This window comes from Pseudomonas sp. RT6P73 (assembly GCF_054897715.1).
This window is the reverse complement of sequence record NZ_JBUBUV010000001.1, coordinates 1-25257: the sequence shown is the minus strand read 5'-3', so window position 1 is coordinate 25257 and position 25257 is coordinate 1. Positions and strand designations below refer to the sequence as shown.

General features: G+C 60.6%; 25 protein-coding genes. 2 read left to right on the top strand and 23 right to left on the bottom strand.

Annotated elements, in window-relative coordinates; all coding sequences use genetic code 11:
* Positions 1 to 4: 4 nt before the first annotated feature.
* The 22 genes from ACYZT6_RS00125 to ACYZT6_RS00020 all read right to left on the bottom strand — a co-directional run bounded on the left by ACYZT6_RS00125 (position 5) and on the right by ACYZT6_RS00020 (position 18102).
* On the bottom strand, positions 5 to 1876 hold the full coding sequence (locus ACYZT6_RS00125; protein ID WP_462025242.1) for a phage tail protein: 1872 nt from the start codon (positions 1874 to 1876) through the stop codon (positions 5 to 7).
* The gene (locus ACYZT6_RS00120) at positions 1877 to 2518 is read right to left on the bottom strand and encodes a phage tail protein I (protein ID WP_462025241.1); all 642 of its coding nucleotides are present in this window, start codon (positions 2516 to 2518) and stop codon (positions 1877 to 1879) included.
* Positions 2515 to 3510, bottom strand: a complete 996-nt coding sequence (locus tag ACYZT6_RS00115) for a baseplate J/gp47 family protein (protein WP_462025240.1) — start codon at positions 3508 to 3510, stop codon at positions 2515 to 2517. The genes ACYZT6_RS00120 and ACYZT6_RS00115 overlap by 4 nt, the downstream gene beginning before the upstream one ends.
* Positions 3507 to 3839: a phage baseplate protein gene (locus tag ACYZT6_RS00110; RefSeq protein WP_462025239.1), complete on the bottom strand. Its 333-nt coding sequence runs from the start codon at positions 3837 to 3839 to the stop codon at positions 3507 to 3509. Before ACYZT6_RS00110 ends, ACYZT6_RS00115 begins: the two co-directional genes overlap by 4 nt.
* Positions 3836 to 4453 (bottom strand): phage baseplate assembly protein V, encoded by a 618-nt coding sequence (locus ACYZT6_RS00105; protein ID WP_462025238.1) that lies wholly within the window; start codon positions 4451 to 4453, stop codon positions 3836 to 3838. Before ACYZT6_RS00105 ends, ACYZT6_RS00110 begins: the two co-directional genes overlap by 4 nt.
* 2 nt (positions 4454 to 4455) lie before the next feature.
* On the bottom strand, positions 4456 to 4995 hold the full coding sequence (locus ACYZT6_RS00100) for a hypothetical protein (RefSeq protein ID WP_462025237.1): 540 nt from the start codon (positions 4993 to 4995) through the stop codon (positions 4456 to 4458).
* Positions 4976 to 5500: a hypothetical protein gene (locus ACYZT6_RS00095; RefSeq protein ID WP_462025236.1), complete on the bottom strand. Its 525-nt coding sequence runs from the start codon at positions 5498 to 5500 to the stop codon at positions 4976 to 4978. Before ACYZT6_RS00095 ends, ACYZT6_RS00100 begins: the two co-directional genes overlap by 20 nt.
* On the bottom strand, positions 5482 to 5862 hold the full coding sequence (locus tag ACYZT6_RS00090; RefSeq protein WP_462025235.1) for a head-tail joining protein: 381 nt from the start codon (positions 5860 to 5862) through the stop codon (positions 5482 to 5484). Before ACYZT6_RS00090 ends, ACYZT6_RS00095 begins: the two co-directional genes overlap by 19 nt.
* Complete coding sequence (locus ACYZT6_RS00085; RefSeq protein ID WP_462025234.1) at positions 5859 to 6290, bottom strand: hypothetical protein; 432 nt, start codon at positions 6288 to 6290, stop codon at positions 5859 to 5861. The genes ACYZT6_RS00090 and ACYZT6_RS00085 overlap by 4 nt, the downstream gene beginning before the upstream one ends.
* Positions 6291 to 6363: 73 nt before the next feature.
* Entirely contained in the window at positions 6364 to 8292 is a 1929-nt protein-coding gene (locus ACYZT6_RS00080; RefSeq protein WP_462025233.1) for a phage major capsid protein, read from the bottom strand.
* The gene (locus ACYZT6_RS00075) at positions 8243 to 9769 is read right to left on the bottom strand and encodes a phage portal protein (RefSeq protein WP_462025232.1); all 1527 of its coding nucleotides are present in this window, start codon (positions 9767 to 9769) and stop codon (positions 8243 to 8245) included. The genes ACYZT6_RS00080 and ACYZT6_RS00075 overlap by 50 nt, the downstream gene beginning before the upstream one ends.
* A gap of 2 nt (positions 9770 to 9771) precedes the next feature.
* Positions 9772 to 10284 carry a hypothetical protein gene (locus tag ACYZT6_RS00070; protein WP_462025231.1) on the bottom strand — a complete coding sequence of 171 codons (513 nt, stop codon included), beginning with the start codon at positions 10282 to 10284 and terminating at the stop codon, positions 9772 to 9774.
* A 35-nt stretch (positions 10285 to 10319) separates the two neighbouring features.
* Positions 10320 to 12281, bottom strand: a complete 1962-nt coding sequence (locus tag ACYZT6_RS00065) for a terminase gpA endonuclease subunit (protein ID WP_462025257.1) — start codon at positions 12279 to 12281, stop codon at positions 10320 to 10322.
* A 25-nt stretch (positions 12282 to 12306) separates the two neighbouring features.
* Complete coding sequence (locus ACYZT6_RS00060) at positions 12307 to 12879, bottom strand: terminase small subunit (RefSeq protein WP_273905571.1); 573 nt, start codon at positions 12877 to 12879, stop codon at positions 12307 to 12309.
* Positions 12880 to 13140: 261 nt separating this feature from the next.
* The gene (locus ACYZT6_RS00055) at positions 13141 to 13632 is read right to left on the bottom strand and encodes a hypothetical protein (protein WP_462025230.1); all 492 of its coding nucleotides are present in this window, start codon (positions 13630 to 13632) and stop codon (positions 13141 to 13143) included.
* A 65-nt stretch (positions 13633 to 13697) separates the two neighbouring features.
* A complete protein-coding gene (locus ACYZT6_RS00050) occupies positions 13698 to 14198 on the bottom strand; it encodes a hypothetical protein (RefSeq protein ID WP_462025229.1) in 501 nt (166 codons plus the stop codon).
* Positions 14195 to 14743, bottom strand: coding sequence for a lysozyme (locus ACYZT6_RS00045; protein ID WP_462025228.1), 549 nt, complete (start codon positions 14741 to 14743; stop codon positions 14195 to 14197). Before ACYZT6_RS00045 ends, ACYZT6_RS00050 begins: the two co-directional genes overlap by 4 nt.
* The gene (locus tag ACYZT6_RS00040; RefSeq protein ID WP_462025227.1) at positions 14740 to 14991 is read right to left on the bottom strand and encodes a hypothetical protein; all 252 of its coding nucleotides are present in this window, start codon (positions 14989 to 14991) and stop codon (positions 14740 to 14742) included. Before ACYZT6_RS00040 ends, ACYZT6_RS00045 begins: the two co-directional genes overlap by 4 nt.
* A gap of 764 nt (positions 14992 to 15755) precedes the next feature.
* On the bottom strand, positions 15756 to 16586 hold the full coding sequence (locus ACYZT6_RS00035) for a bacteriophage antitermination protein Q (RefSeq protein ID WP_462025226.1): 831 nt from the start codon (positions 16584 to 16586) through the stop codon (positions 15756 to 15758).
* A 207-nt stretch (positions 16587 to 16793) separates the two neighbouring features.
* Positions 16794 to 17039, bottom strand: coding sequence for a hypothetical protein (locus ACYZT6_RS00030; protein WP_462025225.1), 246 nt, complete (start codon positions 17037 to 17039; stop codon positions 16794 to 16796).
* Positions 17036 to 17503 carry a hypothetical protein gene (locus ACYZT6_RS00025; RefSeq protein WP_462025224.1) on the bottom strand — a complete coding sequence of 156 codons (468 nt, stop codon included), beginning with the start codon at positions 17501 to 17503 and terminating at the stop codon, positions 17036 to 17038. The genes ACYZT6_RS00030 and ACYZT6_RS00025 overlap by 4 nt, the downstream gene beginning before the upstream one ends.
* The gene (locus tag ACYZT6_RS00020; protein ID WP_462025223.1) at positions 17500 to 18102 is read right to left on the bottom strand and encodes a hypothetical protein; all 603 of its coding nucleotides are present in this window, start codon (positions 18100 to 18102) and stop codon (positions 17500 to 17502) included. Before ACYZT6_RS00020 ends, ACYZT6_RS00025 begins: the two co-directional genes overlap by 4 nt.
* A gap of 146 nt (positions 18103 to 18248) precedes the next feature.
* Here ACYZT6_RS00020 and ACYZT6_RS00015 point away from each other — a divergent pair, with 146 nt between their 5' ends.
* The gene (locus ACYZT6_RS00015) at positions 18249 to 18914 is read left to right on the top strand and encodes a helix-turn-helix domain-containing protein (RefSeq protein ID WP_462025222.1); all 666 of its coding nucleotides are present in this window, start codon (positions 18249 to 18251) and stop codon (positions 18912 to 18914) included.
* A gap of 302 nt (positions 18915 to 19216) precedes the next feature.
* Positions 19217 to 23062 (top strand): plasmid replication protein, CyRepA1 family, encoded by a 3846-nt coding sequence (locus ACYZT6_RS00010; protein ID WP_462025221.1) that lies wholly within the window; start codon positions 19217 to 19219, stop codon positions 23060 to 23062.
* 281 nt (positions 23063 to 23343) lie between these two features.
* Here the strand turns inward: ACYZT6_RS00010 and ACYZT6_RS00005 are convergent, their stop codons facing one another.
* Positions 23344 to 25023, bottom strand: a complete 1680-nt coding sequence (locus ACYZT6_RS00005; protein ID WP_462025220.1) for a protelomerase family protein — start codon at positions 25021 to 25023, stop codon at positions 23344 to 23346.
* Positions 25024 to 25257 lie beyond the last annotated feature (234 nt).

Below are 25257 nucleotides of genomic sequence, written 5' to 3'. Positions count from 1 at the left end.
GTCATCACCAAGAAACCTCCGCAAGGCCATTCGCACCCGCAACGCCAGCAGACGTAGTTCGACCCGCACCCCCACAGCCCGGCCTTGCCGGAGTGGTCGAATCCGAGGAAGCAATGGGGCTTGCAGCGCCGCCCCCATAACCACCGAACAGGGAGCCGCCTGGACCGGATACCGCCGGGCAGCCACTGCCCAAGCTGTAATTGAGATCGCCACCCACCCCGACACCGCCCACCGGAGCGTTTCCGTTGACTTGTCCGGCACCGCCGCCTTGAGCCGAGCAATAGGCTCCGAACGTTGAGGCCCCTCCCACCGCACCGAACGCCCCATCCGTCGCACCAGCGGCCCCGCCTGGACCCACAGTCACAGATACCGTAGTCACTCCGGCGAGGTTAATCCGCTTTTCTGCCACTCCGCCGGCAGCACCACCCGACGGGCCGGGCGCAGAGGCTTTGCACGCGCCACCACCCCCGCCGCCTGTTATTTTGACCTTTGCCCAGCGGCGCCCAGAGCGCAGCACGGGCGGAACTGCATAGGCGGAAACCCCGGTCGCAGAAATAACGTTATAGCCAGTAGCAATGCTCCCCGGCAGCTCTGATTGGCCGATACACCACCACTTGCCAGCACCATCACTGCGCAAACGCAAAAAGTCGCCGCTAAACAGGAGCTCTGTTGTCGCCTGGCCAGCCGCTTGCGCCGTGGTATCCAGCAGGATTTTATCGGTCCCAGCGGCCGCGATAACCAACACGTTTGCAGTCGCATCCGTGCGGCGCAGAACCACATCACGCACACCCAATGCGCCGTTTGACGCCGGCAATGTCACCGTGACGGCCGCCAGGGCTGAATCAATCATAACCAGGCCAAGCTCAGCGGCCGGCAAGCTGTACGACGCAGATACACTTACCACCGGTACGGCAATAGCATCGCGCACCAACTTTTCAGCTTGCAGCTTTGTGTAAACGTCCTCGATCCCGAAACCCGCAAGCGTCGTCGGGTTCGTGCCGCCCAACACACGACCATATTTGTCGACCCAGACACTTTTGTACGTTCCCGGCTCCACGCCGGTTCTGCCTGCGAGCATTTCAAAAAACAGCGCAGTAGTGCCCAACGTGATAGGGCCATTTGTGACCAGGTGCCATAGAGAATCGCCGTTCTTTGTACCCTCCTCGATCATCACGGTCAGGCCGGGAGTCACCTTGGCGCTAGTGTTGGAATCAGCCGAGCGAACCCATGGGCCGTTAGCCACGACATAAATGCCGTTATCCTTCGCCGCCGTTTGGGCCGTCACCAGCACCCGCTGACCCGACACAACCGCGATGCCGTCGATTTGCTGCGCACCGTTCAACACGATGTTTTCCGTGGTGGCCACGCGTACCGACTGCTTGCCATCCAGCTTGGCCAGCTCGTCAGCGAGATAGCCCATTACCCAAGCCCGCGTAGCCTTGACGACGGTGTCGTCAATCAGAAGCGTTACGCTCGAGGCGTTGCTCGTTTCAAAAATCGACCTGATGTAGAACTCTTTCCCCGAGCCAGAGCTCGCAAGTACAGGCTTAAACGACTCAGGATATTTAACGATCGCGTACAAAATGCCGGAGTCGGTCCAGATGCCCGCCTCGCGCACATAAAACCCGCCTTCCTCGGGCGGAATCGTCACCTCGGCCAGCAACCAACTAGGGTTTTGCTCGTCCTGAAACAGTGCATTCAGAGGCCCGCGCCACACTTCGCGCTTGAGCGCGGTCGCAGTCGCGGCGGGGTTGTAAACCGCGCCATTGCCATCGCCTACCGAGATTTGCGACAGCTTGATCGGCAAGCCCGCAGCCTTGCAGGCGTTTTCGTATGCGATACCCGCATTGGTCAGTAGGGTGTAAAAGTCGGCCATTTAGGACCCCTGAGGATAAATTGTGGTCGTCTCGACGAGGTAGAGGCCGGCGCCCCTAAAGGACTCGCCGGACGCCTCGGCGCCTTCGATAACGATCGGGTAAATAGTGGTCAGCTCGCCGCAGACAGTCGCCGCGCCGATGTAGTGCGTTCCGAACGCGCTCAACCCCACGGAAACCGACAGCGTGTCGCGCTCGCTTCTCGCGTCGGCGAGCCGTCGATCGAGGCGCTCGTCGATTTCTTCGCTGTAAGGCAACTGAGAGAAGGCGCGGACGGTGAAGCTGTAAGGCGGGCCGGGCGGCGTCTGCTCAAACCAGGCTGTAACCTCGGGCACCAGCTGCAGCCCCTTAACCGCGTTTTCCAGCGCAGCCCGCGTGCCGGCCTGGCGTTTTGTTGGCCAGGCCAGTGCAACCGTCAGCCGCTTTTCAGCCTCAGGCGCCGCGGGGCTCCATTCGCTAACCCCGCGATCGGCAGCCAGATACGGCAGAAAGTCGACCGGCGTTCGCTGAGGGTCCATCAGCTCTGGAAACGGCGGATCGATTCGCTCCAGGAGCTTGGCGAAACCGAGATCGAGCGCCGTTTCGAGTGGCGATCGATTGGCAGGCAGTAGCGTGTGCCGTACAGGCTCCAGGTCATCACTCATAGCGTGCGGACCTCAACCTCTACAGCCGTGCAATACGGGGCCTGTGACGCCGTCGTGGCGATCGGCGCGAGTGGCTCGAGGATCTCGAGCCGGATAGCCCCGGCGCTGTGCAGCGTGTAATCGATCCAGGTCAGATCGACGCGCCCCTCGAGCCGGTGGCAGGCGTCTGCATATTTCTGCAGCTGCGTCTCGGCCGTGGACTCTGTCAGCGCCGCGTCAGGCCCCGAGTTGATGTAAGCGATCGCGCGGATCTTGTAGTTGATGATCTGCGCGCCCTGGACGATTACCTGGTCTGTTTCAGGCTTCACGTCCGACCGGGCAAAGTGCGTGCGCACGGCGCCGAGCAGGCTTTCTGACGGTGTTCCGTCACCCGCTCGAGCGAGCACGGTCACAGTCACCTGGCCCGGCGCAGTGCGCCGGCCGTTGCCATCTTTGACCTGTGCCGCGAAGCCGTCAGGGTCGAACGTGTACGTCACATTCACCACGCCGGCCGAGATCGGATCGACTGAAACCTTTGGGCGCTCGCCCAGCGTCAGCACCTCGCGCCGGTACTGCATACGCGAGCCCGCGGCTGGTGCGTGCGGCGCCAGGTAATAGCGCAGCCTGGCGTCGTCGTCAGATTCCATCACCGGGAGGACAGGCGGATATGCCGCCGTATCGCCCGGCGTGATTGTTTGGCGCTCGAGCCCCATGTCGGCGAGCCTGGCGTCGAGGTTCGAGCCCTCAGCCCACCATGCGAGCATCTGTTTTATACGGGCGTTGTACTTGCGTTCTTGCGTCTGCAGACGAACCGTAAAGGCCTCGAGCGCCAAGGTCAGCAGCTCGCTTTCGTTCTGCAGGCTGACCTCGAGCTTTGCCGCGTTCTCAGGCGATCGGGCCGCTACGAACTCGACCACAAACGCTTTGAATTCAGCGAGCAGCGGCTCGAACTCCTCGATCTTGACGATCGCAGGTTCGGCCAGCTGGTTTTGACCGGGTATGAGCATGCTCAAGTGGCCACCTCAAAGGACATTTTGCGGTTATGCCAGGTGCCGGCCAGGCGCAGGCGGATGCCTGACTCGCCTCGCGTGGCCACGACTGTTTCTGGCTTGAAGTCGTCGATACCGTTCGCCTCGTTGAAAAAGGCCTCGACCGCGTAGCTCTGCGCCAGAATCAGATGCCTATCGCCCATGTTCCGGCCCTGCACCAGGTGCAATTTGCTGCCGTAAAGGGGGCGCTTCTGACGGGTCCCGAGCGGGGTTGTCAGCGCGCGCGTTGCTCGCTGCACAAACTGAGGCCAATCGTCGACCGTGGCCCCGGAATCTCTATCGATGCCGATCATTTAGGAGGCCCCGAGAACGCGCCTTGTTGCGGCTGCGTGTCTTTGTGCAAGTGATCCTTGCCGATGTTCACGCCGTCGTGATCGAGCGCGCCGCCGATATGCGAGAACTTCCCACCGGCCAGCTTAAAACCCACCGCCCCGAGCATTACGACAAGGCCCGTTTGATCGGCCTTGACCGATAGCGGACCGTTCTTCCACTCGAGCTTATGGCTTGCGTGGTCGTAGCTGCTTTCGGTTCCGTCCGGGTACGTGCGGCGATGCAATTCCGGCACGGTTGATACGGCCGGGAACGCATCGGAATTCAATCCGCACAACGCAATCGAGTGCGCGCTGCCATCGCCGCCGCCGTAGTTGATAAGCAGACATTGCTCGCCGGCCGAAGGGTGGCGCGTCTCGCTGATTTCCCCGGCGCTCGGGTTTACGTACTTGATCCAGGGTGTCTTTAGGTCGCCATGGCTGACCATGCAGCGGCCGGCGCCGGGATCGACAGCGGCGACGATACCGATTCGGTTGTGGTTCTCCGCGCGTCGACGCAGATCCTCGATCTCGATCTCGATCTCGGCCAGGCGCTCGATCAGCGGCCCCAGCTGCTGATTGATGATTGCCTCGAACATGGCTACACCTCGAGCGGTTTATGTTCCGCCTCACCTGGTGGCCCGAGCTCGGGGTTAACTCGCCACGCTACAAGCGGCATTCCGCCGATTACCGGATCTTCTGGCGTCCGGTCTGGACCGATGGCCAGGCCCTGCGTAAACGAACAGCCCCAGGCCTCGTACCCGTCGCGGCCCTTCTGAAAGATCGAGGGGCCACAGTGAATATTGTCCGGCAAGTTGCATTGCCGGCCCGGCAGCTTCCAGCGGTTCGAGTCCGCCAGGCGAGCCAGCACCGTGGCCAGGTTCATCGCCTCGAGCGCGGGAAACTTGCGCCACCTGGCGACGACCGCGTGCAAAGTCACCGAGACGTTGTGAACGTGCCGCCCGTCGTTCTGCTTGATACCTGGTGCAGTGCGCTCGATCTCGATCAGCACCTCGGCGTCGCCGACCGTGCCGCTGAATTCGTCGTAATTGCTGACGGCCACGCCCAAACCCGCAGCGTGGATCGCGTCGCCGATCGCGAAAAACAGATCGGAGACGTTATTAAGCTGGGGTGAAGACATGGCGCGCCTCTTGTTCGAAAATTTCTACAAATCGTTGTTCTGCCCGCTTTTCCCAGCGCTCGAGCGCCGTAACGCCCTCGCTGGCCCAGTCCTCTGTCACCTTCTCGAGCGGCAACCGCTCGCGACCTTTGCGACGCCAAACCAATTGGTGCTTGGTTTTCATCGGCGAGATAAAGGCGTCTTCATACTCGCGATGCCCAACCGAGACGCCGGTCGCGGTCTGCTTTGGCGTGCCCAGGTAATGCACGCTCAGCGGCCGCAGACCAACCCACAACTTGACCTCGCGGGCCGTTGACTGACTGAAAATGTCGAACCGGTGGCGAATCGGGCTCTGCGTGATGCGCAGCTCTTTGGCGATTTCCCGGGAGCTGTGCGTGCGCAGCCACTGCGCGGTTTTGCGAAGTGCTCGAGCAGCCGCCAAGTCCATCTTTTTGGACGCCTGCCCGACTTCCCTTTCCACCTGGCCCCAACCATCGACGGCAAAATTTAGCTGGAAACCTGCCATTTCCCACGCTCTCCAGGAGCTGCAGCGCGATCGCCGAACGGGGTTAGCGTCAGCAAGCTACGCAGGCGACCCAGCGGCGCGACATCAGCGATTGAGTAAGTCACGCCATCGGTGACGACCTTCGTCGCCCGCCAGGCCTCCGGCACCTCACCGCGAGGCAACTGCAGGTGACGCTGATTCGGCGTCGCGCGGATCTGCGCAGCGCCTGGATCGGTGCCGGCGCGGTAAATGCCGCCCGATGTTTCCGGCTTGCCGAACATGCCGTCGACATCGCGGGGCGGCCGATCTGGCTCGATCAGCTGCACCGTGCAGCCGAACTCGTCAGGGTCGAAGAACGTCGCGAAATCGTCGTCGCCTATCACTTGGCGGCGACCTTCGCTGGCTTGGCTTTCGCTTCCAGCTCCGCGACCTCAGTCACCAGTGCGGCGCGCTGCGTGCCCAGCTTTTCCAGCTCCTCGCTCAGCTCGGTATGCTGGCCACGCAAACCTTCGAGCTCGCCGGCCAATGCGGCCTTGGCCTGGTTGAGGGTGTAGATCTCGTCTTCGAGATCGCCTTTCTGCCTGGCCAGATCCTGCAGATCCCCGCCGATCAAATCGGCCGCCGCGTGCAAGTTGCGATATTCGGCGATTTCCTCGTCGGTCGCGTCACGCGCCGCGCGGTTAGCGATCATCGTGTTACGCAGATCGCGCGAGACCTCAAGCACCGTACCCGGCTCGAGAAATTCAACCCCGCGAAACGTACCTCGCAGGGTCACAATCAAAAAACTTGCCGCCAGAACAAGTGAGTTCATAGCTCTACATCCTTTATTGACGTGCATAAAAAAGGGGCCGAAGCCCCCACCAACTGCCCGCTAAGGTTTTCTTTTAGCCGCCAGCCGCTGCCTTACGCAGGCAGCTGAAGGACTCCAGGCGACGTGCAGCGGTGTCGACGTCCTGGAAAATGCGCATGATTACGCCATCGCTACCGGCCTTCTTGGCGGTGTCGATGTTGATGTCGAGCACACCCCACATAGCCGTGATGATTTGCGACCAGTCACCGAACAACCAGGCGTCAGATGGCATCTGATTCGTCGCGAAGGAGCGATAACCGTTGACGTTGTTGTCCTGCCACAGACGCTCGCCGGTATTGGCGAATACCTGCGTTTTCTTCGCCTTGCCGCGCTGCGTCGGGCTGGTCAGGTAGGCCATGCCGGATTCATCGGCGTTAGCCTCTGCGATCGCCGTTTCCATGTCGACGATGTGATCCCATTCGGCCTTATCGGCGTAGGTGGCACCTTGCAGGCCTGGCTGATTCAGCAGGCCCAGCGGCATGTTGTTCAAACCGGTGCCGCGCAGCTGCGCATAGTCGATCGCAACCGCGATGCCTTCGATCATGTCCTGACGCATCAGGTTTTCAACCGACAGGCTCGACTGCTTACGCAGGCGACGGGTCACGCCGATGGCGCCCGCGATCGTCTTCGGCGACAGGCCGAGGGTCGAGAAATCGAAGTCGGAATCTTCCGGCTCGTTGTCTTCGTCGAGCCAGTAGAAGTTGGTGCCGCTGGTTTTACGCGGAATCGCCAGATCGCCCTGCAGGCCGCTCAGCACGCGAGCACCCAGGCGGCCGATCATGGCCTTATTGCGCAAGGTGTCGACGAACTGATCGATGCGCAGATCGGTTTCGACCAGGACGCCGCCCTTACCTGGTGTTTTCTTTTCCAACTGACGCTGGAACAGCGATTCATGCGGCACGAACAGGCCGCGGGCGTCCTTTTTCGACGCGTCGGCGATGGCCAGCGAGATCGAGCGCTCGAAACCGGCCTCTTTCCAATTGCCGGTTGCCATAGCGTTGATGGCGCGCATCAGCGAGTAGTTTTGGATTTCCTCGGGTTTTACACCGAGCTTGCTCATGTCCTGGCCTGGCTGCTTGAAGTTCGGCAAGTCGCGCGACTGATCGTCGGCTGCCGACTGGCTCAGCGCCTGAGGAGCCATGCGCTGCAGAATCATGGCCTGCGTTTGAGCAACGGTGTAACCGGCCTGCACGGCTTGCTCTGCCAGGGAGCGCTGATTGTGGGTGTTGCCCAGGGCCATGATGTCGGCAACGCGCTTGCGCTCAGGGCCAAGCGGATCGCGAGGCTCGGCCGGCAGGCTGCGCTGGTGCTCAGTGTTGCCGCCCTTGTCGAGGTCGGCGTCGATTACGTCAATTACAGGGTCCATTTGCTTACCTTTGATTGTGAGAAGGGTTTTTTCAGGGGAGGAACGGCCGACGCCGACGGTTGGGTCTGCCGGAACGGAAACGCTGGAAACCTCGTAAGGCTCCCAGCTGATGATTCGGTAACGCTCCTCGCCGTTTGGCCCGTATTCGGGAACCATCAGGTGCGGGAGGTAACTCAGCGAAACGTTGACGCGGATGCCGTCCAAGACGTCTTGCCAGATCTCCTCGGCGGCCTTGCTCCGCGAGAAGCGAACCCGCGCACGCAGGCGCCGATCGCTGCCCAGCCAGCAGGCCTCGACGACGCCGATCTGCCGGCCGCGATCGTGGTTATCCAGGAGCGGCGCGCGGTTCATCCGGGTTAAGTTGATCGACTCGGGCGAGTGGTCGAGTACCTCGATTCCGAATTCCCGCTGCACGGGGAACTCACTCGAGATCGCGACCTCGACCGTCCGTTTTTCCTTGTCGATCGTTTCTGGATCGATGGCCAAAGAGCGGCTTAATGGGCCGCTTGGCAGGGTTCGGCTTTGATGCAGGAAGGCCGTCGAGGCCTCAGTCTTCGGCAAGGAGTTGGGCTTCAAGGATGGCTTTAGCGGTTCCATTTGGCGGTTCCGGTGGCGTTGGCAAAGCAGGAAGCAGCCCACGGCGCCGAAGCTCGGCTTTTTCCCGTTCGAGCTCGTCCCAGTGATCGTCGGGGTCGACTCCGCCCTGGCGGACGTAGTGGCCAACGGACTTTGTAAGGTTGGAAATGCTTTCGGTTGCGGCCTTGCTGTCTTTCAACGGGTCGACCCAATCCCAGCCGCGTGGAATCCAGCACAGCTCGGCATAGGCGTCGTAGTTGCGAGGCGGCAATGGGATAGCGCCAGTCAGCAGCGACATGGACAGCCAAGCCTCGCCTACAGCCTCGAGTAGCGAGCTGATAACGAACTGCTGAGTGGCCTTGTAGAAATCGCGCTCGTCGAGCTCACCGCTGCGCAGGCTCGAAAAGCTGACGCCTTCCAGGTCGTGCGCAAGGCGGTTGTAGCTCGGACCGAAACCAGCCGCGACGCCGCGCAGGCCCTGCTTTGTGAAGGGCGCAAACTGCGTCGGCGAGCTGCTCGGCAAGGGCTTGTATTTGAGCCCGTAGGGAATCAGCTTGTTGGTGCCGGCTTCGAGGTGCTCCTCGACGTCGACGTCGTCGTCAGGGTCATCTGGCGGGTCGAGAAATTCGGCGTCTTGCTCGTAGACGCCTGTCACCTTGGCCTGCATTTCCGACTTGACGAGCTCGGCGTTTCGGTACTCGTCCAGGTGATGCAGCTCGGCAGCAGCGGCATGCGTCCAGGTGAACCCGCGCGACTGGTGCGCACGCCAGGGCTCGAAGGTATGCAGGAGGTCGCTCGCGAGAATCCGCTCGTAACGCTCCTCGGCGCGCTGGTAGACGTCGCCGGGGTGATTCTTGAGCAGCCAGTAAGCGATCGGCCGTTCCCAGCTATCACGCTCTACCCCCATGCGGATCAGGTGGCCGTTATCCAGCTCTGAATTGAGGTCCAGGTCGAGGCGATCGATCTCGAGGATCTGCAGCGCAAAACCCCAGCGGTTTGGCCAGTTGCGGATCAACCGCACCATGACCTCACCGTCACGCGCCAGGCTCTCAAGCCAGAGGTTCATAAACGTCGTGAAGCTGTATTGCCCCGTCACGTCGCAGTTGCCACGCCGGCAGAACTTGCGCCATTCGCGCTCGATCATCCGGCGCGCCTTGCGATTTGGGTCACCGTTGGCCATCACCGCCTTGGACTGTAGGGCGATGCCGAAGGCGCCTATGACGTTCTGCTTTAACAGCCGGTAGAAGCGTTTCGCATACGGGCTATTAATCGACTGCTCTCGAGCTCGCGCTCGCAGCGTGTGGTGATCGCGGTAGATCTCCTGGTTAGCGTCGGCATTGGTGCTGCGCATGTCCCAGCTCTGCGTCAGGCGCCCTCGCTTGGCCGCCGAGAAGCTCCGGCGAGCATCCTTCCCGAGATCTGGCTCGCGCCGCTCAGTGGCAGCAGGCACGCTTTTACGCCCGGCAAATGCCGAGGCCAATCGCTTAAAGAGATCCATGGTCAGAGCCTTACGAGCAGGTTACGCACGAGCCCCGAGCCTTTACGCCGCTGCTGCATCAGCTCGCGCTGATACTGCAGGCGCAATTCGCGCAGGCGCTCGACCGGGATTCGATCGAGGCGCTGGCCGTCGATTTCGTAACTTTGTTGATCCTTCGGAATGCGCTTTTCGAGTGCTGACTCGATCAGCGCGATCATGCGGGCCGCGTGCGTGCGCATATCTGCAGGGCCAGCGGTTTGCCAGTTGGGCTCGACCTGTAAAAGGCCGGTGGCCACCGTGGCGCGTAAGTCACCCTTAACTGCCAATGCGACCCAGCGATAAAGCCCTGGTAGCCAATCGGCGGTGTCTGGCGCGGCAAGCTCAACCCGGTAAGGGGCCTCGCTGACTGCGTCGATCGAGTAACTCGCCGGGCCGTTGAATACGTATTGCAGCGCCCAGCCGTTGGCGGCCGGAAACGCAGGCACGTCTCGCGACCAGGCGATCGAATCGCCCGCGTGCAGGTTTACGGGTTCCATTGGTTGTCTCGCAGAAATGGCGGGCGCCAGGCGCCCTACCTGGTTGCTTTCTTGACCCTGAACCTCGGCCGCTTTTTCGGCGGCTCCGCTGCAGGGGCGACAGGCTCAGCCGCAGGGGCTGGCCGGGCTTTTCGAGCACGAGAACGAGCGGGCTTTTCCGGTGCCGGCGTTTCGTCCTGGTCGACCTGGTCGGATTCCTCGACCTGACCAGGCTCCTCGAGCACAGGCCCCGCTTTCGCCGCGCCTTTCAGTTGTGCCCGTGTCAACGCGCCGACCTTGTTCCGCTGCAGGCGATCGCGCAGAGCAAGTACGTATTGCATTGCCTCGCAGTCGAGGTAGTGGTTTTCCCCTACCTGCTTGAATGCGCTGTCAGCCTCGCGCCACTCCTCGCCTACCAACTGCTTGCAGTAGTCGTCGGTCACTTGCTGGTGAATCAGCCACCAGCCTGTGCGGTTGTCCGGCCGGTTGAATCGGCTGTGAACCCAACGCTTGGCCAACGGCGAGTCAAACGCCCATCGCGCGTCGCCGCGCTTCCTGACCTTGCCCTGCTTGTTGACCTCGACCATTTCCTTTTTGAAAGGCTTGTCGAGTGAGTCACGACCCCGCAGAGCGATAGCTCGCGTCTTGTTGCGGTGTATGAACTCGTAGACCTTGTCGTCGCGGTAGCCCATGTCGATACCCGCCAAGTCGATGGCGTTACCGTCATATTCAGTGTCGAGCAGCTCCTCGAGCCGGTCCCATACGTCGTCCTGGTCAGTCGGCCCCCATAGCTCGCCGTTTTCGACCAGAGCGGCGCTCAAGCCTGGATACCAGGCTCGGACCACATAGACGAGGCGGTTTTTCTGGACGTCGACCGTCAGAAAAATACGCAGGGGCGAAGGCAGGACGAGCTCGCTTTCGGCGTAAGCCCATTTCAAATTTCGCACTTCTTCCCACGTCGGAACGTCGCCCGCCTGTGAATAGCATTCGCCAAAACCGGTGTTATGAACCGCCATCAAGTCGGCAGGGTCGCCCGAGATCTGCGCAGAGAGCAGATCCTTTGCCAGGGCGCCGTATGTTTTTTTCGACGAAAACGAGCAGAGGCCAGAAACCGCGTATGTGAAGTGCGTCGAGCCTTCTGTCTCAGCCGTTCCAGTGACCTCCCCCGCCTTGCTGACCGATTGACCAGGTGCAACAGGGACGCCCCGCTTATTCATCGTGGGGCGCCACTTGCTCTCGATCATGCAGCCGTTGCTAGGGCAGGTCAGGCGCGCGCCGCGCTGAGCCTCGTCAGGAGTACACTCGTTCTCCGTCCCCTTGCCTGGCCACCAGAGCAAGCCAGACCAGGGGATAAAATATTCTCCGCACTCAGGGCACGGGACCGCCCATTCGTGGCGCGTACCCGACTGCCAGAGCCGCCAGACAGCAGACTGCACCGATTTAACAGGAGCGACGCCCCAGTGCTGCAGGCCGGTTTTTTCGTGGGTGCGCTTGCTCACCCGGCCGTGCGTAGGAGTGGCCGTGTAGCCGATTTTCGACCCGTCGTAGGCGTCACCACGACGCTCGACCAGGCTCACCGTCGAGCCCTCGCCCGTGTTAACGATCCGGTCCACCTCGTCGACCATGATTAGGCCCGCCGAGTCAGCCGCGAGGCCGGACGGGGAACCCGCCCATACAAAACGCAGTTTCGTGCCGGCGATCCACTTTACAAACATCGTCGAGCGGTGCGCGTCGAGCTTGGCCGTCAGCGATTTGCATTCGGCGATCATGTCGTCAAATTTGGGTATTACTGCGTCTTTCAACAGCGGCGCAGTCGGCGCGATGTACATGATCGGCGTAGGGTCTTCGTCGAGCCGCTGGCCAATGATGTTTTCTATCGCTGATGATTTGCCCATCTGCGTGGCTGTAATGAACGTCGCCCGGTCGAATTGTGGCTGCGCAAACGCCCAATAAACCGGACCCATATAGGGATTGACCGACGAATCAAAAGGACCAGGACGCGGCGAGCTCGGCGGCATGATCCGCTTATCGACCGCCCATTTATCAGCCGTCCTCGGCGGCGGCGCCTTCACCATCACCGAGACGTAATGAATTGAGCTTACCAACGCATTCAGCGAGCTCGCGTGTGCGATGTTCGAGGCGGTCGGCAGTAGCTCCGCGGATACGCCGCGTTTCTTCAAATAATCGATTTCGGATAATTGCAGGGTCATCGATCACCGCCAAATCTGCAGAACACCGGCTCGGCAGTGCGTCGAGCTGCGTCGCGTAGACGGCCGCGATGCTGGTATTGATGGCGACCACGGCGTCTATCGGCACCAGTCGGCCGCGCACCTGGTCAATTTCGAGCTGCAGCTTTTCGCGCCGCGCCCGCTTTAGCAGTCGATCCTCGGTTGAGGCTGAGCTAACGCCCTCCTCCTCGTCGCCTTCGTCGCCCATTTCGCGGCGCACTTCGTGCAGGATCAGCCACTCGATCGCGGCCTGGCTGTCGATTTGAACCTCGACGCCTCGACCGCCACCGCCCGAAGTTGGCAACCCCTGCTCGATCAGTTTCGAGATCCAGCGCGGCGACTTGCCCAAGAGATCGGCAAGGTCTTTTTTGCTGATCGTCTTGCCCATGGGAGAAAGGACCAAAGAGAAAAAGTGAAAAAGTACAAAGGTACAAAAGTCCTTTCTGACTTTTGTCCTTTGGTCTTTCGCGGATTTGGGTTGAGGCCCCGTCGCACCTGGCCGAGCGGTCAGGCTGGCGATGCAGGGCGGGGGGCCTCAAGAAAGGAAGTAAGGACCGGACATTCGCGAAGCGACACGCGCGAGGCCCGCGAGTTCATCACCCGTGAAGGGGGAGGGGGCGGGGGAGGACCCAAAGGCCCGCCCGCCCCATTACGGTGCGCATTTCGCAGTCATCGACGATGCGCTCTCATTGATCGACGATGCGTTCGCATTGATCGAGGCAACGCAGAAGCCAGTCGCAACGTCACCGACGAACAACAGATCGTCGCGCAGATCCTCATGCGCATAGACCTCAAGCCCTGCGATCAAGCCGACCTTTGATGCTTGATGAATGTTCTTGCTCAGTCGATAGCGCTCGAACTTCCAGAGCTCCTCGACCGCCATGGTCTTGACCTTCGACACGGCCGTGTCACGAGCCAACACCTCACCGAAACTATTCGAGCAATCGTTCTCGGAAGTAGCCAATGCCACGACCGAACCTGTTACGTCGATAGCGGCCGCGACAGTGGTCGACGTGCCAGGAATCACGTAAGTGTGAAAGCTGAGAGACTTGGCGAGCAGATCGATCTGCGCCGGGCTGATGCGGGGGGAGCTGAAACCGAGGGCCGTGATTCGCCGCTCGAGCGATTGTTCATTGCTCATAGAAACCTTTCCAGGCGAGTGGGGTAGATGCTGCCCAGGTCGTTATAACGGGCAAGCGCGGCATTTCAAGGGCTGCCCGTGGCCGCGCCCTGGTATTGCAGCAACAGGCTCTGCAGCTGCGTCAGCTGCTCGGCGTTGGCGTTGCAGCTGGTGTAGTTGCCGGCGACGGTTTCGGCGACGGCAGAGAGCGCAATTCCTGAGGGGGCTTCATCAGCAGCGCCGGCAGGATCAGGGGCTGGCAGAGATCGCGCGACGGCGTCGTGCACCCGCACAAAACCAGCGTTAACAGTGCAAGCGGCGTCAGCCTTAGCAGAGACATAAACCGGAACCTCTTTAATGATCGTGGCGCCGCGTTCCTTGATTACCTGGACGCGGTCGACGTATTGGGTGACGACCTGGTCGCGCACCGTGCCCTGCGCCTGGCCCTGCTCAAACGCCTTGTTTAGGCGATCGCGCTCTGCCTGCGTCGCCTGGCCCTGCTCGTGATCGCCGCGAGCCATCCAGCCGAGGCCGAAAAGCAGCACGGCGACCAGGAGCAGGGCGGCCAACCCGTAAAGACGACTCATAACCCCACCCTGCAAAGTTCGCGCTGTATAGAGCGGCGTACAACAATGCCGCCGCAGTCATTCGCCGCGATGCGGCAGTCTTTACCGCCGACGTACACCCAGCGGCCGAACTGCTCAGCGGCGCCGAGCTGGTCGCCGGCATTGGCTCGACGCAAAAGCGTGGACTTGGCCACCGCCCCGTGCCCGACGTTGTAGTGCATGTCAGCAATAGCGATCTTGCAGAACAGCCCGACCGGGCCAGCTCGCTCCTGGACGAAGTCGACAGACTCGCCGAGGTCGCTCTGCAGGTACGCGGCGCACTCCGGCTCTGTAGCGTGGTCGCCTCGCCTTACGCCGGCCGTGTGGCCGGTGCAGATTGTCCAGACGCCGCCAGTGTCCGGGTACGCTTTGAATCGCGTCCCTTCCATTTCCGGCGTCAGCACCAGGAGGCCGGCAAAGATCGCTGCACGCTCGACCGGCGCCGGCAGGCCCGTTTGATTGACCGTGAACCCGGCAGCGGCGAGCGAAAGCGTCACAGCAGCGACAATGCGCTGCAGCAGGGTCATTGCTGGCCCCCGGAATCTCCCGGCACCTGGTAGCGCCGTCGAAGGCGAGCCCAGGCAAATTTGACGAGCGGGTAAACCCAGCGACGACCAACGCCGTCGATTACCAGGAACAGCGCATAAGCCGCCATAAGGCGAATCGTCCATTCCTGATAGGTCAGTCCGTAAATCAGTAGGCCGCCGCCCATTGGCGCGACCTTCGCCCCCTCAACCTTGACCAGGCTGAGCAGCGAGAGCTTTTCGTCTTCCACAAGCGGCGTCCTGAAATAGAAAACCCCGCTCAGTGGCGGGGTTTGGATGTGCAGGCCTAGACCTGCCAAGGGGTTGCACCCCTCATGATTTGCGAACGTCAGAAACGCAAAAGCCCGCTCAGATGGCGGGCTTTTGTCGTATGTATCGCAGAGTGGATAAAGTACCCTTTTTAGCGTTACTTTTGCAAGAGGTCATTTGCACTTTTTTACCTTTTCTCTTTTGACCTTATGCCCTTAAGGCCATTGGTACAAATGACCTTTAGTCCTGCGCAGGCTCTACCTCTACTATTTCAGCGTCATTCAGCCAAACGATATTGGCGTAGCCGGCAGGCTCCCTAGCCATGTAGAGATCCGCCTCCTCGCGTATCAGAGGCACCAGCTTGCCGACTAATTCCGCGTACCACATAGAGCTATCACTGCAGCGTAAAATCTTGAGCCTTCGCATGACTACCTCACAGCGCGAGCCCAGCCGGCCCGCGCTCCTTCAATGGTGGCGTAACCTTCGTCGACAAAGTCGCAGCAGGGGCAGCGAGAGCCCCAGCGAGCGGACCGGATAAAGAACCGAGCAACCCCTTTCCCCTTGCACGTATGCGTCGGCAGCTCCTGGTCATTGACCAGGTGCCAGCTAGCCAGCGCCCTTGCCTCGCTCGGATGCACCTCGCCCCGATTACTGCAGACAGGGCAAACCCACAGAAAGAGGCCAGAGCCAGGCTGGTGACGACGCTCAGGAGCCGCCCCGCAGTGCAGGCAATCAATGACCGACATCAAAGTTTCTTCCAGAGCGCCTCGAGCGCTCCCGTGTCGAGTTCGTCCAGAACGCTTTGCATAGCGTCCCAGCGTGCGCGCCAGTGCTGGCGGTAGTTCACGTCGCTGACGCCCAGGAGCAGCGCCAGGTGCGGGCCGTCGTAACGGCTTGCCCCTGCGTTCTTCAAATGCTTGTGATGCTGCACAGCCAAGTGGGCCAGGCCCTTGGCGCGCTGCAGAGTCTTGCCCTGCATCTTGCCCAGCTGGGGCGCCACGCGAGCCCACAGCGTCACAACGCAGCCAGCCTCGTCGTCCCACTCCAGCGAATCGGCGTAGGCGTAACGAATCCAGCGGGCTTGTTCAGTTGGGAGCTTGGCCACAGTCCGCACCAGGTGCGCGTCTTCGAAAGCCGTAGGCCCGAGCGGGATCGCGCTTTTTTTCTTCTTGCGCGTCTCGCTGCAGGTCACTCGAGTGGTATCCCTGGCCAGGCTGGCCACGTAGTCGAAAGGCAGTCGCTTTGCTTCTTCGTCACCCTCGAGCGGGCACTCGGCCAGGTCGTTGGCGCGATGGCGCGGGAATGCGTCGCGCAGCCTGGCCGTCTCGATTACACCGACGCCGTCCGGTTCAGCCGGGCGATCCGTTTCGCGGTAGTCAGTCGGTGCCAGATAGGCGAACAGCAGCCAGTCGCGCAGCCAGACCAGGTCCTGCGCCGTAGGTCCGGCAGGAAGGGTCGAGCGCTGGCGAATGACCGGGCGCGAGCATGGGCCGGGCAACAGCACCCAGCATTCAAGGTCGTCGACCGGTGGGAACGGATGGCGGATCTCGAGCGAGAAGTCTTGGCGGGCCGTCATGTTCAACGTCTCCGCGCCAAAGTGATGTAGTCGACGCAGAGCGAGCAGCGAGTCGCTCGCGGCAGCCTTGTCAGGCGACCGGCGTCGATCGGGTAGCCGCAAGCCAGGCAAAGGCGCTGCAGAACCAAACCAGCCTGCAGACACTCCTCGGCCATCAAGGCCCGAGCGACCGCGTCGTCTTGGCGCAGCTCGAGGCCGCTGGATACGTCATTGAACACGAGCGCCACCCTTCTGACTGAGCAGGCTGGCCACGGCAAAGCCGGCGTTCTGCTGATCGAACGACTGCACGAAGTCAGCGCAGTCGGCTGACTCGTTGAAATGAAGGTTATGCACTTTGCTCTGCGTCGCAGCCCTGACCACTACGCGGGCTTCTGACAGCCCACGGCGGCGAGGCAGCTCGAGCACCAGGACAGACTGACCACCCGCAACACTAAACAAGCGGACCGACTTCATTCGTCGGCCCCTTTGCGTGACGGCGGCGCGATCAATTGCGCGAAAGCGTGACTGTCACGCTTAGCCAGATCCGCCCCGGCGATCGCCAGAGCAGCGAGGACCGGCGCGAACAGCGCGGCGAAGGCCTCAGGGTCTTTTTTGGCCAGAGCCGACGATCCATGCGCGAGCAAGGTCAGCGCCTCGGCCGACTCCTCGAATCCGCCCGCCTTGCACACGTCGATCATGGCCTGCACGGTGCCACCGTAAAACGTCATCGCCGGCAGGTGGAATGCCTCGGCTTTCAGCTTGGCCTGATTATCGAGCCGGCGCTTTTTCTGCTGACGCTCCCGGTTCTGACGCTTGATCTTCTCGGCTTTTGTTTCACCAGGTACAGAGGCGAAACGCTCGGCCAGCACCTCTCTATCGGTCGGAATGACGTCAGACTTTGCTATCGAGCTGACCAGGCGCAGGGCGGCGGCGCTCATAGCGGTTCGCCTTTCAATTGCGCCAGAAGCAGCATAGGAAGCGGGCGACCGGTGCCCGTAGACAGGGCCATCATTTCGTTAAACATGGCCGAAATCGCCTCGGCGCCTTCGGTCAACATCAGGTCGACAGCGGCCGGATCGTCGCTCGCATCGTATTTACCGTCGTGGGCTGGGGCGCTGGCGGCGATGAAATCGCCGATAGTCTTCGTGACGTCGCCCAGGTTCGACAGGGCCGCGGACGGGCCAACCAGGCCGACCAGCTGAGGGATACGGACGTCGAAGCAACCAGCCATAGCCAGCAGCTCGTGACGCGCGGCCTGCAGATATTCAGGAGGCAGGCAGGACAACCAAACCCATTTCCATTCGAGCGGGAAAGGCTGCGTTTCGTGAAAGATTCGGCCTACACGCTGCGCCCACGTCTTGCGGGAACGCTGGTAAGTCTCGACATCATCCGGCTGCTCGATCGGCTCGATCAGGCGAGCGGCTGCTAGAGCAGGCGCCAGACGATCGCTGGCGAAACGTTCGATTGACCAATCCGAATGGGCAAACCATCGGCTAGTCTGCTCGATAACGACATCTCTTTCCGTCCGCGTAGTCATAGCACCTTTCCCTGATTTGTAGGTCGCATGTAGCCATGCCCACATTCTCTATATTCAGAGCAAAAATGCAACTAAATTTCTATATATCGAGTGGTGCCGCTGAGCATCCAGAAGGGACAATAATTAAGGGAAAAGGAGAGGGAACAATGCAACGCGACTACACAATCGGCACCGCAATACGGAAGAGGCGGCAAGCCCTTGGTTGGTCGCTACAGCGCCTGATCGACGCCTCGCATATCGAGATGTCAACCGGGCACTTGGCGACCCTCGAAACTAAAGATATGGCACCTAGCGTCTACGTCGCCGACGCACTCGCAAAAGGTCTGGGAACAACGATCGATGTTTTGCTGAGAGAAGCGGCCGACCCTGTCGGATTCAGCGCCCCCAGCGAACACGCTCAGCGCGTGCCTGTTATTCCATGGAATGCAGCCGCCGAATGGGCTCGAAACCCTGATCCTAGACGGCTTCCGGCCGGTACTGAATGGGTGATGCCACTAGAGTCGCCACCAGGCAAGATCTTTGCCATGACCGTGCGTGATGAGTCGATGCAAGCCCCCAGCGGTATCAGCTTCACACCTGGCTATACCATCTTCGTCGACCCTGGCCGAAAGGGCGGGGCTAATGACTTTGTAGTGGGACACTTAGGCGACCCGAGCGCACCAATATTCAAGAAATTGACGTTGGACGGCTCGGCGTACTTCCTGCGAGCCCTGAATCCACAGTTTCCCATGCAACAAGTGGGTGATACATTCGAAGTGATAGGTGTCGTCGTCGGGCTATGCGCGGCGCTCGACAAGGGAGGGGTTCTATAAAAAGAGCGCGTCAGTCTTCTAAATATAGAGAGGACGACGTAAAGTAGCGGGGCTACCCGCTAACGAGCTATTTTTTTTCAAAGGTTCAGAAAGGACAAAGGCCGGGGGCTTTAGCACCCCCGGCCTTCGCGATAGACGCACACCTTGCGGTGTTTACTGAGCAATCGGTTATCTGTTTTAGCGGGCAGGTAACACGACTTTCACACTCGAACTTTGCCGTTCAGTGCTCAGTTTAGACCCGTGTAAACGGACGTCAATCGTTTGTACTTTTTCACCTTTGTACTTTTGACCAAAGGGACAAAATGACAAACGTACAAAAGAGCACCGGTCTAGGGGCCTTCTACGCAGAGCGTTTCAACTCTGACCCGTACAGCCTTCTTGACCATTTCCAAGCTGATATTTCTGCTGCAGCGGCTGACGCGTCCGTCAAATGGTCGTCAGTCAGCGATCAAGTTCGCCTCAACGGCAAGCGCCTCAAAACCTACTCAAAGGCAAAAATTGCCGCCACAGATGCCCGCTACACCGGCAAGCTGATGGTATGGGGCGAGCTCAAAAAACTCGCCGCAAAACCCGGTACCGACAACCGGCCCGCCATGGCCGAGATCGAATATCCTTTCCTGACGTTCAGCAACAACGTTACCGGTGCCTCGACCTGGTCTGGTTTAGAGGCCCTGCTCAACCTGTACAAAAGCGAACGCGGCGTTGACTCGAGCGAGCATGATCGCGAGCGCATGGCAAAGCAGGAAGCCAAACGCCTTGAACGGGCCGCACGCCAAGAGGCCGAGGAGACGGCCGAACGCGCTCGCGAGGCGCGTATCCAAGGCGAGTTTTCTGCCTATGCGCACGCCTGGCTGACCGACGAGCGCGGCGAATTCGAATACGAAGGCAAGAAAAGGAGCGGCGACACTTTCATCGCTCGCGGCTCCGTCGAAGTCCTCGGGGCTGAGGACGGAAGCGCCCCCTACCTGCAGAAAAAGCAGATCGGCGCGATCGCGTCACGCTTCGAAATGAAACGTATGCGTGACTGTCACGGTGTTTTCACTGGCGTTCCTTTGCTCAATATCCACGGCCAGTTTCTTGGCCTGCAGCGCCTGTATGACGACAAAAAGCTGCAGGGTACGGGCGTCAAGATGGACGGCGCGCACTGCATTTTCGGCGACATCGAAACCGCCGAGGTGCGGATCGCCGTCGAAGGCTTCGCCACTGGCGCCAGCGTCTACCTGGCCGAGATCGAGGCCGGCCGCAATGTCGCAGTAGTCGTCGCGTTCAACGTCGACAACCTGGTCAAGGTGCTGCGCATCTATGACAAGTTCTATCCAGGCTGGCGCTTCCTGAATGCCGCGGATAATGACCAATGGAAAGAGGCCGGCAACGCCGGCCTGCTCGCCGCGCTAGAGATACACCGCGACTTGCAGCACGTGGCCACCGTGCCAACCTTTGAATCTATGAGCCTGGCCGAGGTGGCCGAGGCCCGCGCTACCGGCAAAGGTCCAACCGACTGGAACGACTACCACTGCCGCTACGGGTTGAAGTCGACCGCCAAAGCACTGCACGCTCGCGACAGCATGTTCCGCGCCGAAAAGGACTGGTTTACCTATTGCCTGCAGCGCGTGTCCCACAGCGGCAGCAAAACCAAAATCGAGAAGGCGGCAAAAATGGCCGTCAACGCAGGGCTGCTCCTGGTGCCGATCAAATACAGCGTCGACGAGGTTGTCAGCCGCGTGATCGAACAACTGCACCCAGCCACCCCCGACGCCGTTCGCGCCAAGGCGCGCAGCCTGGCTCGCTGGATTGCCCGGCAAAAGGTCAACGCGGCCCAGCAGCTGAGGGGCTTCTCGGTTTCGGCGCTGGCCAAACCAAACGTTCAATACATGAAAATCGAAGGCGTGCGCGCTGAGCACGGCGGTATCGAGTTGCCGGCGCACATGGCCGACCTGGTCGAAAGCCTCGAGGGAATTGTCATCGTTCGGGCGCCGATGGGCTCGGGCAAAACCGAGAAGCTGATCGCACCGCTGATGAAAGCCTCGACCAAAGCAGCCTATATCGCGCATCGGATCTCGCTCCTGGACGACGCAGCAGCACGCCTTAACGTCGAGCACTATCAGCAGGTTTACGCCCGCCAGATGCCGTGGATCTCGCACCTGGCTTGCTGCGTCAACAGCCTGACCGCCCCGAAGTTCTACAACGCCGAGGAGCGCAGCTGGTTTACCACCCTCGAGACGCTCTGCATTGACGAGGCGTCTCAGGTTATCCGCCACACCACGACCGGACCGGTCGAGGGTCGCGTTAGGGTGATGGATGCCCTGATCGAGGCCGTCGCGGCCGCTAAACGTGTTTTGCTGTGCGATGCCGACGCTAACGACGGCGTGATCGAGTTCTGCGAGCTCGCTCGGCCTGGCCAGGTCATCACCGTCCTGGACGTCGTCGGCACGACTGACCATATTCGCGTTGACCACGGCGACGACGAAACTGTCTGGCAGCTGGCGATCGACCAGATCTGCGCCGGCCGCCGCGTCCTGGTCGCGAATGACTCTGCAGAGTCGGCCAAGAAAATGGCCGCCCTGATCGAGGACAAGGTCAACGAGGGCGCAATCGCCCCGGTTCGCATGCTCCTGGTTCACGCCGACAGCAAGGCCGACCCTGACGTCGAGGCCTTTTTGTGCAACCCCAACGAGGAGGCGACCAAGTACGACGTTTTGATCTACTCGCCCGCGATCAGCTCGGGCGTGTCCATGACTACGCCGCATTTCGAGAGCCATTTCGGTCTATTCAGTGGTAACACTGTCGGCCCTTCTGACGCAGTGCAGATGCTGCGCCGCGATCGGACCGCCCGGCACTACATTGTCGGCATTGGCCACACCTCAGGCCAACGCGAAACCGACCCTGAAACGCTCTATCGCGGCCTACTGGTCGCCGAGAATCTGGTCTGCCAGTTCCAGGAGACGCCCGACGAGTATCGACTCACTCGCAAAAAAACCGCCTTCGACAAGGTCTGGCTGTCCGCTGTCACCTCAGAAAACAAGGCGCGCAACAGCTTTGCGAATAACCTTTTGCTGATGCTGTACGGCGAGGGCTACCAGGTGCAGCGCCTAGCGATCGACGCTCAGACCGCCGACGACCTTACCGACCGCTCGCGTGAAAACCGAAAGTTCGCAGGCGAGCTCGTGTTCTCTAAGCGTATGGACCTGATCGACAGCGTCGAGACGCCAACCGAGGAGGCATTTCTCAAACTCAACCGTCAGGAAGTCCGCAGCGAGGCGGAAAGCGCCCAGGTCGATCGCTACCACATTGAGCACCAGCTCGGCGTCGACGAGATCCGCGCCGACGACGTTTCGTTCTACGACGATCGCGGTATCGCCAAGGTCGTGGCGCTCGAGCTCCTGCAGGCTGACGAGGCGCAGGCGAAGGCCTACGACATGGCTCAGCGCAAAGCACGCGTAGTTCTCACTCAGCACCGTTTCAAAGCCCCTGCACGGGCCTTGCTGGCGGAGATCTTCGAAACCCTTACCCTCGATCGCCAGACAGGCGAGGGCGAGTTCAGCAGCTTGCAGTGCCGCCAGGTGCTGGATCTGATTAAGCGCGACCAGGACACACTAGATCTTTACAACGCGTTGAAGCTCGGGCGCCACGTTGCGAGCCTCACCGCAAAAGCCTGCGCCACGACGGTCGTCAAATCGATCCTCGAGCGGCTTGGGCAGGTCACGAAAAAGCGTAAGACGAACGGCCAGGTTCTTTTTGAGCTCAACATGGATAATTGGACGTTCGTTATGGGCTACGTACAGCGCCGCGCAGCCAAGAACACCCACTCCCTGACCACCCATGACCACGAAACGACGCACCAACCCCTGCTAGCCCCTGAGGAGCTCGCAGCGGCCCCGTCTATCCTGTGCGCGAGTGAAAGTGACACTTTGCAGGTAGGGGATGTAAGCACAGTTGAAAAGTATCCCTTGGACGTAGCAGAACGAGCGTTTGCTTTTGCTTCGCTTTGCGACCTCCCAGCCGGTACGCCAGTTGTGAAGCTGGTGCGGGAGCTCGATCGGGGTCTGGTGCAGCAGATGGCCAATCCGGGGGCGGATGTCAGAACCTTGAAATGGATGCTTGGCTATGCGGCGAATCTACTACAGCCTCAGGCGAGGTATACTGTTTAAATAAACAGTGATGGCAATACAATATCGATAGGAACAAAAGGGGAGGGATTCAACTTGCAGTGCCAGGAAAAAATGGACAGAGCGTCCGCCAAACTCAGCCGCGCCCGATCGGCGCTTAGTGTGGCCATGAAGGCCGGAATGGAAGCAAAAAGAGGGGAGCTGCTCGACATGATCGCGACAGCGCTCGAGCAGATAGAGGAGGCTGAGAACGAGCTCAGAGACGGGGAAAATCGATCTGTACTGCCGGGGCGCTTGGCCCCGGCCGGTGATTTGACGCCGTGTCAGGCGCTGGTTTTGCCGCTGGCGGCGGCGAACAAAGCCCTTTGAGCTTCCTCCTTGCTGTCACCTTCGGCGCTGGCAATCTCGACGCCATTTAGCTTGGCGACAGCAAGAAAACGACCGTCTGAGATCTCGCGTACAGAGATTCTCGGCCTAGCATTCGCCACCTCTGCCGGCACTTCCGGCGCCACTGCCTCAAGCGGGCGGTTGGCGGTGGCCAGGGCCTCGCTGGCCAGCTCCAGATACTCTTTAATAAGTGGCCGATAGCTACCCACATTTAAGGAGATCGCTTTCTGCGAGATTTTCACGTCAGGCGAGGCTTTGACCGTCTCCTTCACCCAACGGTGAATTTTCAACATGGCTTCACGTCCGGCGATTTGCTCGTGCTCGTCCAGGGCGGTCAGCGCCGCGAGACGGCTGGCGTATTTGCTGGCCGGCGCCTCTGATGCCGCAGCCGCATAGCTGATCTTGAACGCCTTGTAACTCTCCTGCGTATCCATGTCCTCATGCCCGAGCATTTCGCGCCAGAACACCGACTCGTTAACGGTTTTCCAGCGAGGGTCGCGGCTGAAATAGAGCTCGAACACCACTCGCGCCCACAGCGCGCGGCTGTCTTTGAAAACGCGCGCTTCGTTGCCGAGCACCCGCTTTGCGACCGTGTTCAATGTCTTCGCCACCCGGCGATTTACTTCGGCGTTGTCCAGGTGCTGCAGCTCGAGCACCTCAGGCATAGCGCGCATTTTGGCGAAGGCCTCGAGCACCAGGTCGGCTTTTATCAGGGTGTAGATCCGGTAGCTCTCGCCGTAATCGACGCCGCCACGGCGCTTTGCCTGGCCGCTGAATTCGAGCTCGAACTCGCCGCGCTTCTCGAATCGGGCCATTTTGAGAATCTCGATCTCGCGCCGGCCGGTCGCCAGCGCCAAGCCCAGCGCCAGCGACGAAAAGTTCTGTTTCGGGGCGCCGTCGTGTCCGATCTCAGCCTCGGTCAGCAGCTTCTGAATCGTCTCAATCAGCCAGTAATAATTGACCTCGACAGTGTTTGTCGCGCGGATCTCGAGCGTTTCGACCGCGTCCGCGGCCAACTGCGCAGCCGTCGCGGCCGGCAGGGTCAGGTGACGCATGATTTCGTGATCGAGCTTCATTGCTCGAAAGGCCTCATAGGCTGAATCGTCGCGGTCTTGGCGGGCTCGCAGCAGAAGGTCGCGATGCGCCATGCGCAGGGCCGTAATGTCGCCCAGGTCGACCATGGCGAGCAGCTGCTCGGCGTAGCGTGGGTGATGCTTGGCCAGGCTGTGCAGAGCCTGGTCGATCGAGTGGTGCCGCCAGTTCTGAGCAGTTACGGCCTTGCGGATGGTCGTCAGGTAGCGGCGATAGCTCGAGGCCTTGAGTTTGTCGTCCTCCTTGCGCCGCTTGTCCTCGTACAGTTTGACCTTGAGGCTGTCAGCTAGGCGGCCGATCCGCTTCGTTTTCTCGCTGCGACTGAGGCTGTCGTCGCCGTCAATTTTGACGACGTCAGCGATCAGTTTATCGATCAGTGGCTGCAGTTCGATTTTCTGGCGAGTGGCGCCGCCATAGTTGCCGAAGCTGACGCGCTCCTGCTGATCGATGGCAGCGACCTCGTTCAACGCCTGAGCCGCGTCGAGCACCTTGTCTGCACCTTTAACGCCTTTCTTTGCCGCCATGATTTCCACCTCGAAAAAGTCATACACCCTTAACCGCTGCAGCAACTATAGACCTGAGCAACATACACCGCAAGCCCTGAAACCAAACTATCTCCGCGCGCAGCCATATACACCCAAAACCACCTCCTACATACACCCATAAACCAATCCCTTTTCATATACACCCAAAGCCCAATCCCTATATGTTTTTATCAGGGGATTGGGTCATGGGTGTATGCACCTTTTCCCCATTCT

What these genes read in the sequence shown, in the direction of transcription:
- ACYZT6_RS00125 (WP_462025242.1), bottom strand. Translation starts at nt 1,876, where the DNA reads ATGGCCGACTTTTACACCCTACTGACCAATGCGGGTATCGCATACGAA.
- ACYZT6_RS00120 (WP_462025241.1), bottom strand. Translation starts at nt 2,518, where the DNA reads ATGAGTGATGACCTGGAGCCTGTACGGCACACGCTACTGCCTGCCAAT.
- ACYZT6_RS00110 (WP_462025239.1), bottom strand. Translation starts at nt 3,839, where the DNA reads ATGATCGGCATCGATAGAGATTCCGGGGCCACGGTCGACGATTGGCCT.
- ACYZT6_RS00105 (WP_462025238.1), bottom strand. Translation starts at nt 4,453, where the DNA reads ATGTTCGAGGCAATCATCAATCAGCAGCTGGGGCCGCTGATCGAGCGC.
- ACYZT6_RS00100 (WP_462025237.1), bottom strand. Translation starts at nt 4,995, where the DNA reads ATGTCTTCACCCCAGCTTAATAACGTCTCCGATCTGTTTTTCGCGATC.
- ACYZT6_RS00095 (WP_462025236.1), bottom strand. Translation starts at nt 5,500, where the DNA reads ATGGCAGGTTTCCAGCTAAATTTTGCCGTCGATGGTTGGGGCCAGGTG.
- ACYZT6_RS00085 (WP_462025234.1), bottom strand. Translation starts at nt 6,290, where the DNA reads ATGAACTCACTTGTTCTGGCGGCAAGTTTTTTGATTGTGACCCTGCGA.
- ACYZT6_RS00080 (WP_462025233.1), bottom strand. Translation starts at nt 8,292, where the DNA reads ATGGAACCGCTAAAGCCATCCTTGAAGCCCAACTCCTTGCCGAAGACT.
- ACYZT6_RS00075 (WP_462025232.1), bottom strand. Translation starts at nt 9,769, where the DNA reads ATGGATCTCTTTAAGCGATTGGCCTCGGCATTTGCCGGGCGTAAAAGC.
- ACYZT6_RS00070 (WP_462025231.1), bottom strand. Translation starts at nt 10,284, where the DNA reads ATGGAACCCGTAAACCTGCACGCGGGCGATTCGATCGCCTGGTCGCGA.
- ACYZT6_RS00065 (WP_462025257.1), bottom strand. Translation starts at nt 12,281, where the DNA reads ATGCCGCCGAGCTCGCCGCGTCCTGGTCCTTTTGATTCGTCGGTCAAT.
- ACYZT6_RS00060 (WP_273905571.1), bottom strand. Translation starts at nt 12,879, where the DNA reads ATGGGCAAGACGATCAGCAAAAAAGACCTTGCCGATCTCTTGGGCAAG.
- ACYZT6_RS00055 (WP_462025230.1), bottom strand. Translation starts at nt 13,632, where the DNA reads ATGAGCAATGAACAATCGCTCGAGCGGCGAATCACGGCCCTCGGTTTC.
- ACYZT6_RS00050 (WP_462025229.1), bottom strand. Translation starts at nt 14,198, where the DNA reads ATGAGTCGTCTTTACGGGTTGGCCGCCCTGCTCCTGGTCGCCGTGCTG.
- ACYZT6_RS00045 (WP_462025228.1), bottom strand. Translation starts at nt 14,743, where the DNA reads ATGACCCTGCTGCAGCGCATTGTCGCTGCTGTGACGCTTTCGCTCGCC.
- ACYZT6_RS00035 (WP_462025226.1), bottom strand. Translation starts at nt 16,586, where the DNA reads ATGACGGCCCGCCAAGACTTCTCGCTCGAGATCCGCCATCCGTTCCCA.
- ACYZT6_RS00030 (WP_462025225.1), bottom strand. Translation starts at nt 17,039, where the DNA reads ATGAAGTCGGTCCGCTTGTTTAGTGTTGCGGGTGGTCAGTCTGTCCTG.
- ACYZT6_RS00025 (WP_462025224.1), bottom strand. Translation starts at nt 17,503, where the DNA reads ATGAGCGCCGCCGCCCTGCGCCTGGTCAGCTCGATAGCAAAGTCTGAC.
- ACYZT6_RS00020 (WP_462025223.1), bottom strand. Translation starts at nt 18,102, where the DNA reads ATGACTACGCGGACGGAAAGAGATGTCGTTATCGAGCAGACTAGCCGA.
- ACYZT6_RS00015 (WP_462025222.1), top strand. Translation starts at nt 18,249, where the DNA reads ATGCAACGCGACTACACAATCGGCACCGCAATACGGAAGAGGCGGCAA.
- ACYZT6_RS00010 (WP_462025221.1), top strand. Translation starts at nt 19,217, where the DNA reads ATGACAAACGTACAAAAGAGCACCGGTCTAGGGGCCTTCTACGCAGAG.
- ACYZT6_RS00005 (WP_462025220.1), bottom strand. Translation starts at nt 25,023, where the DNA reads ATGGCGGCAAAGAAAGGCGTTAAAGGTGCAGACAAGGTGCTCGACGCG.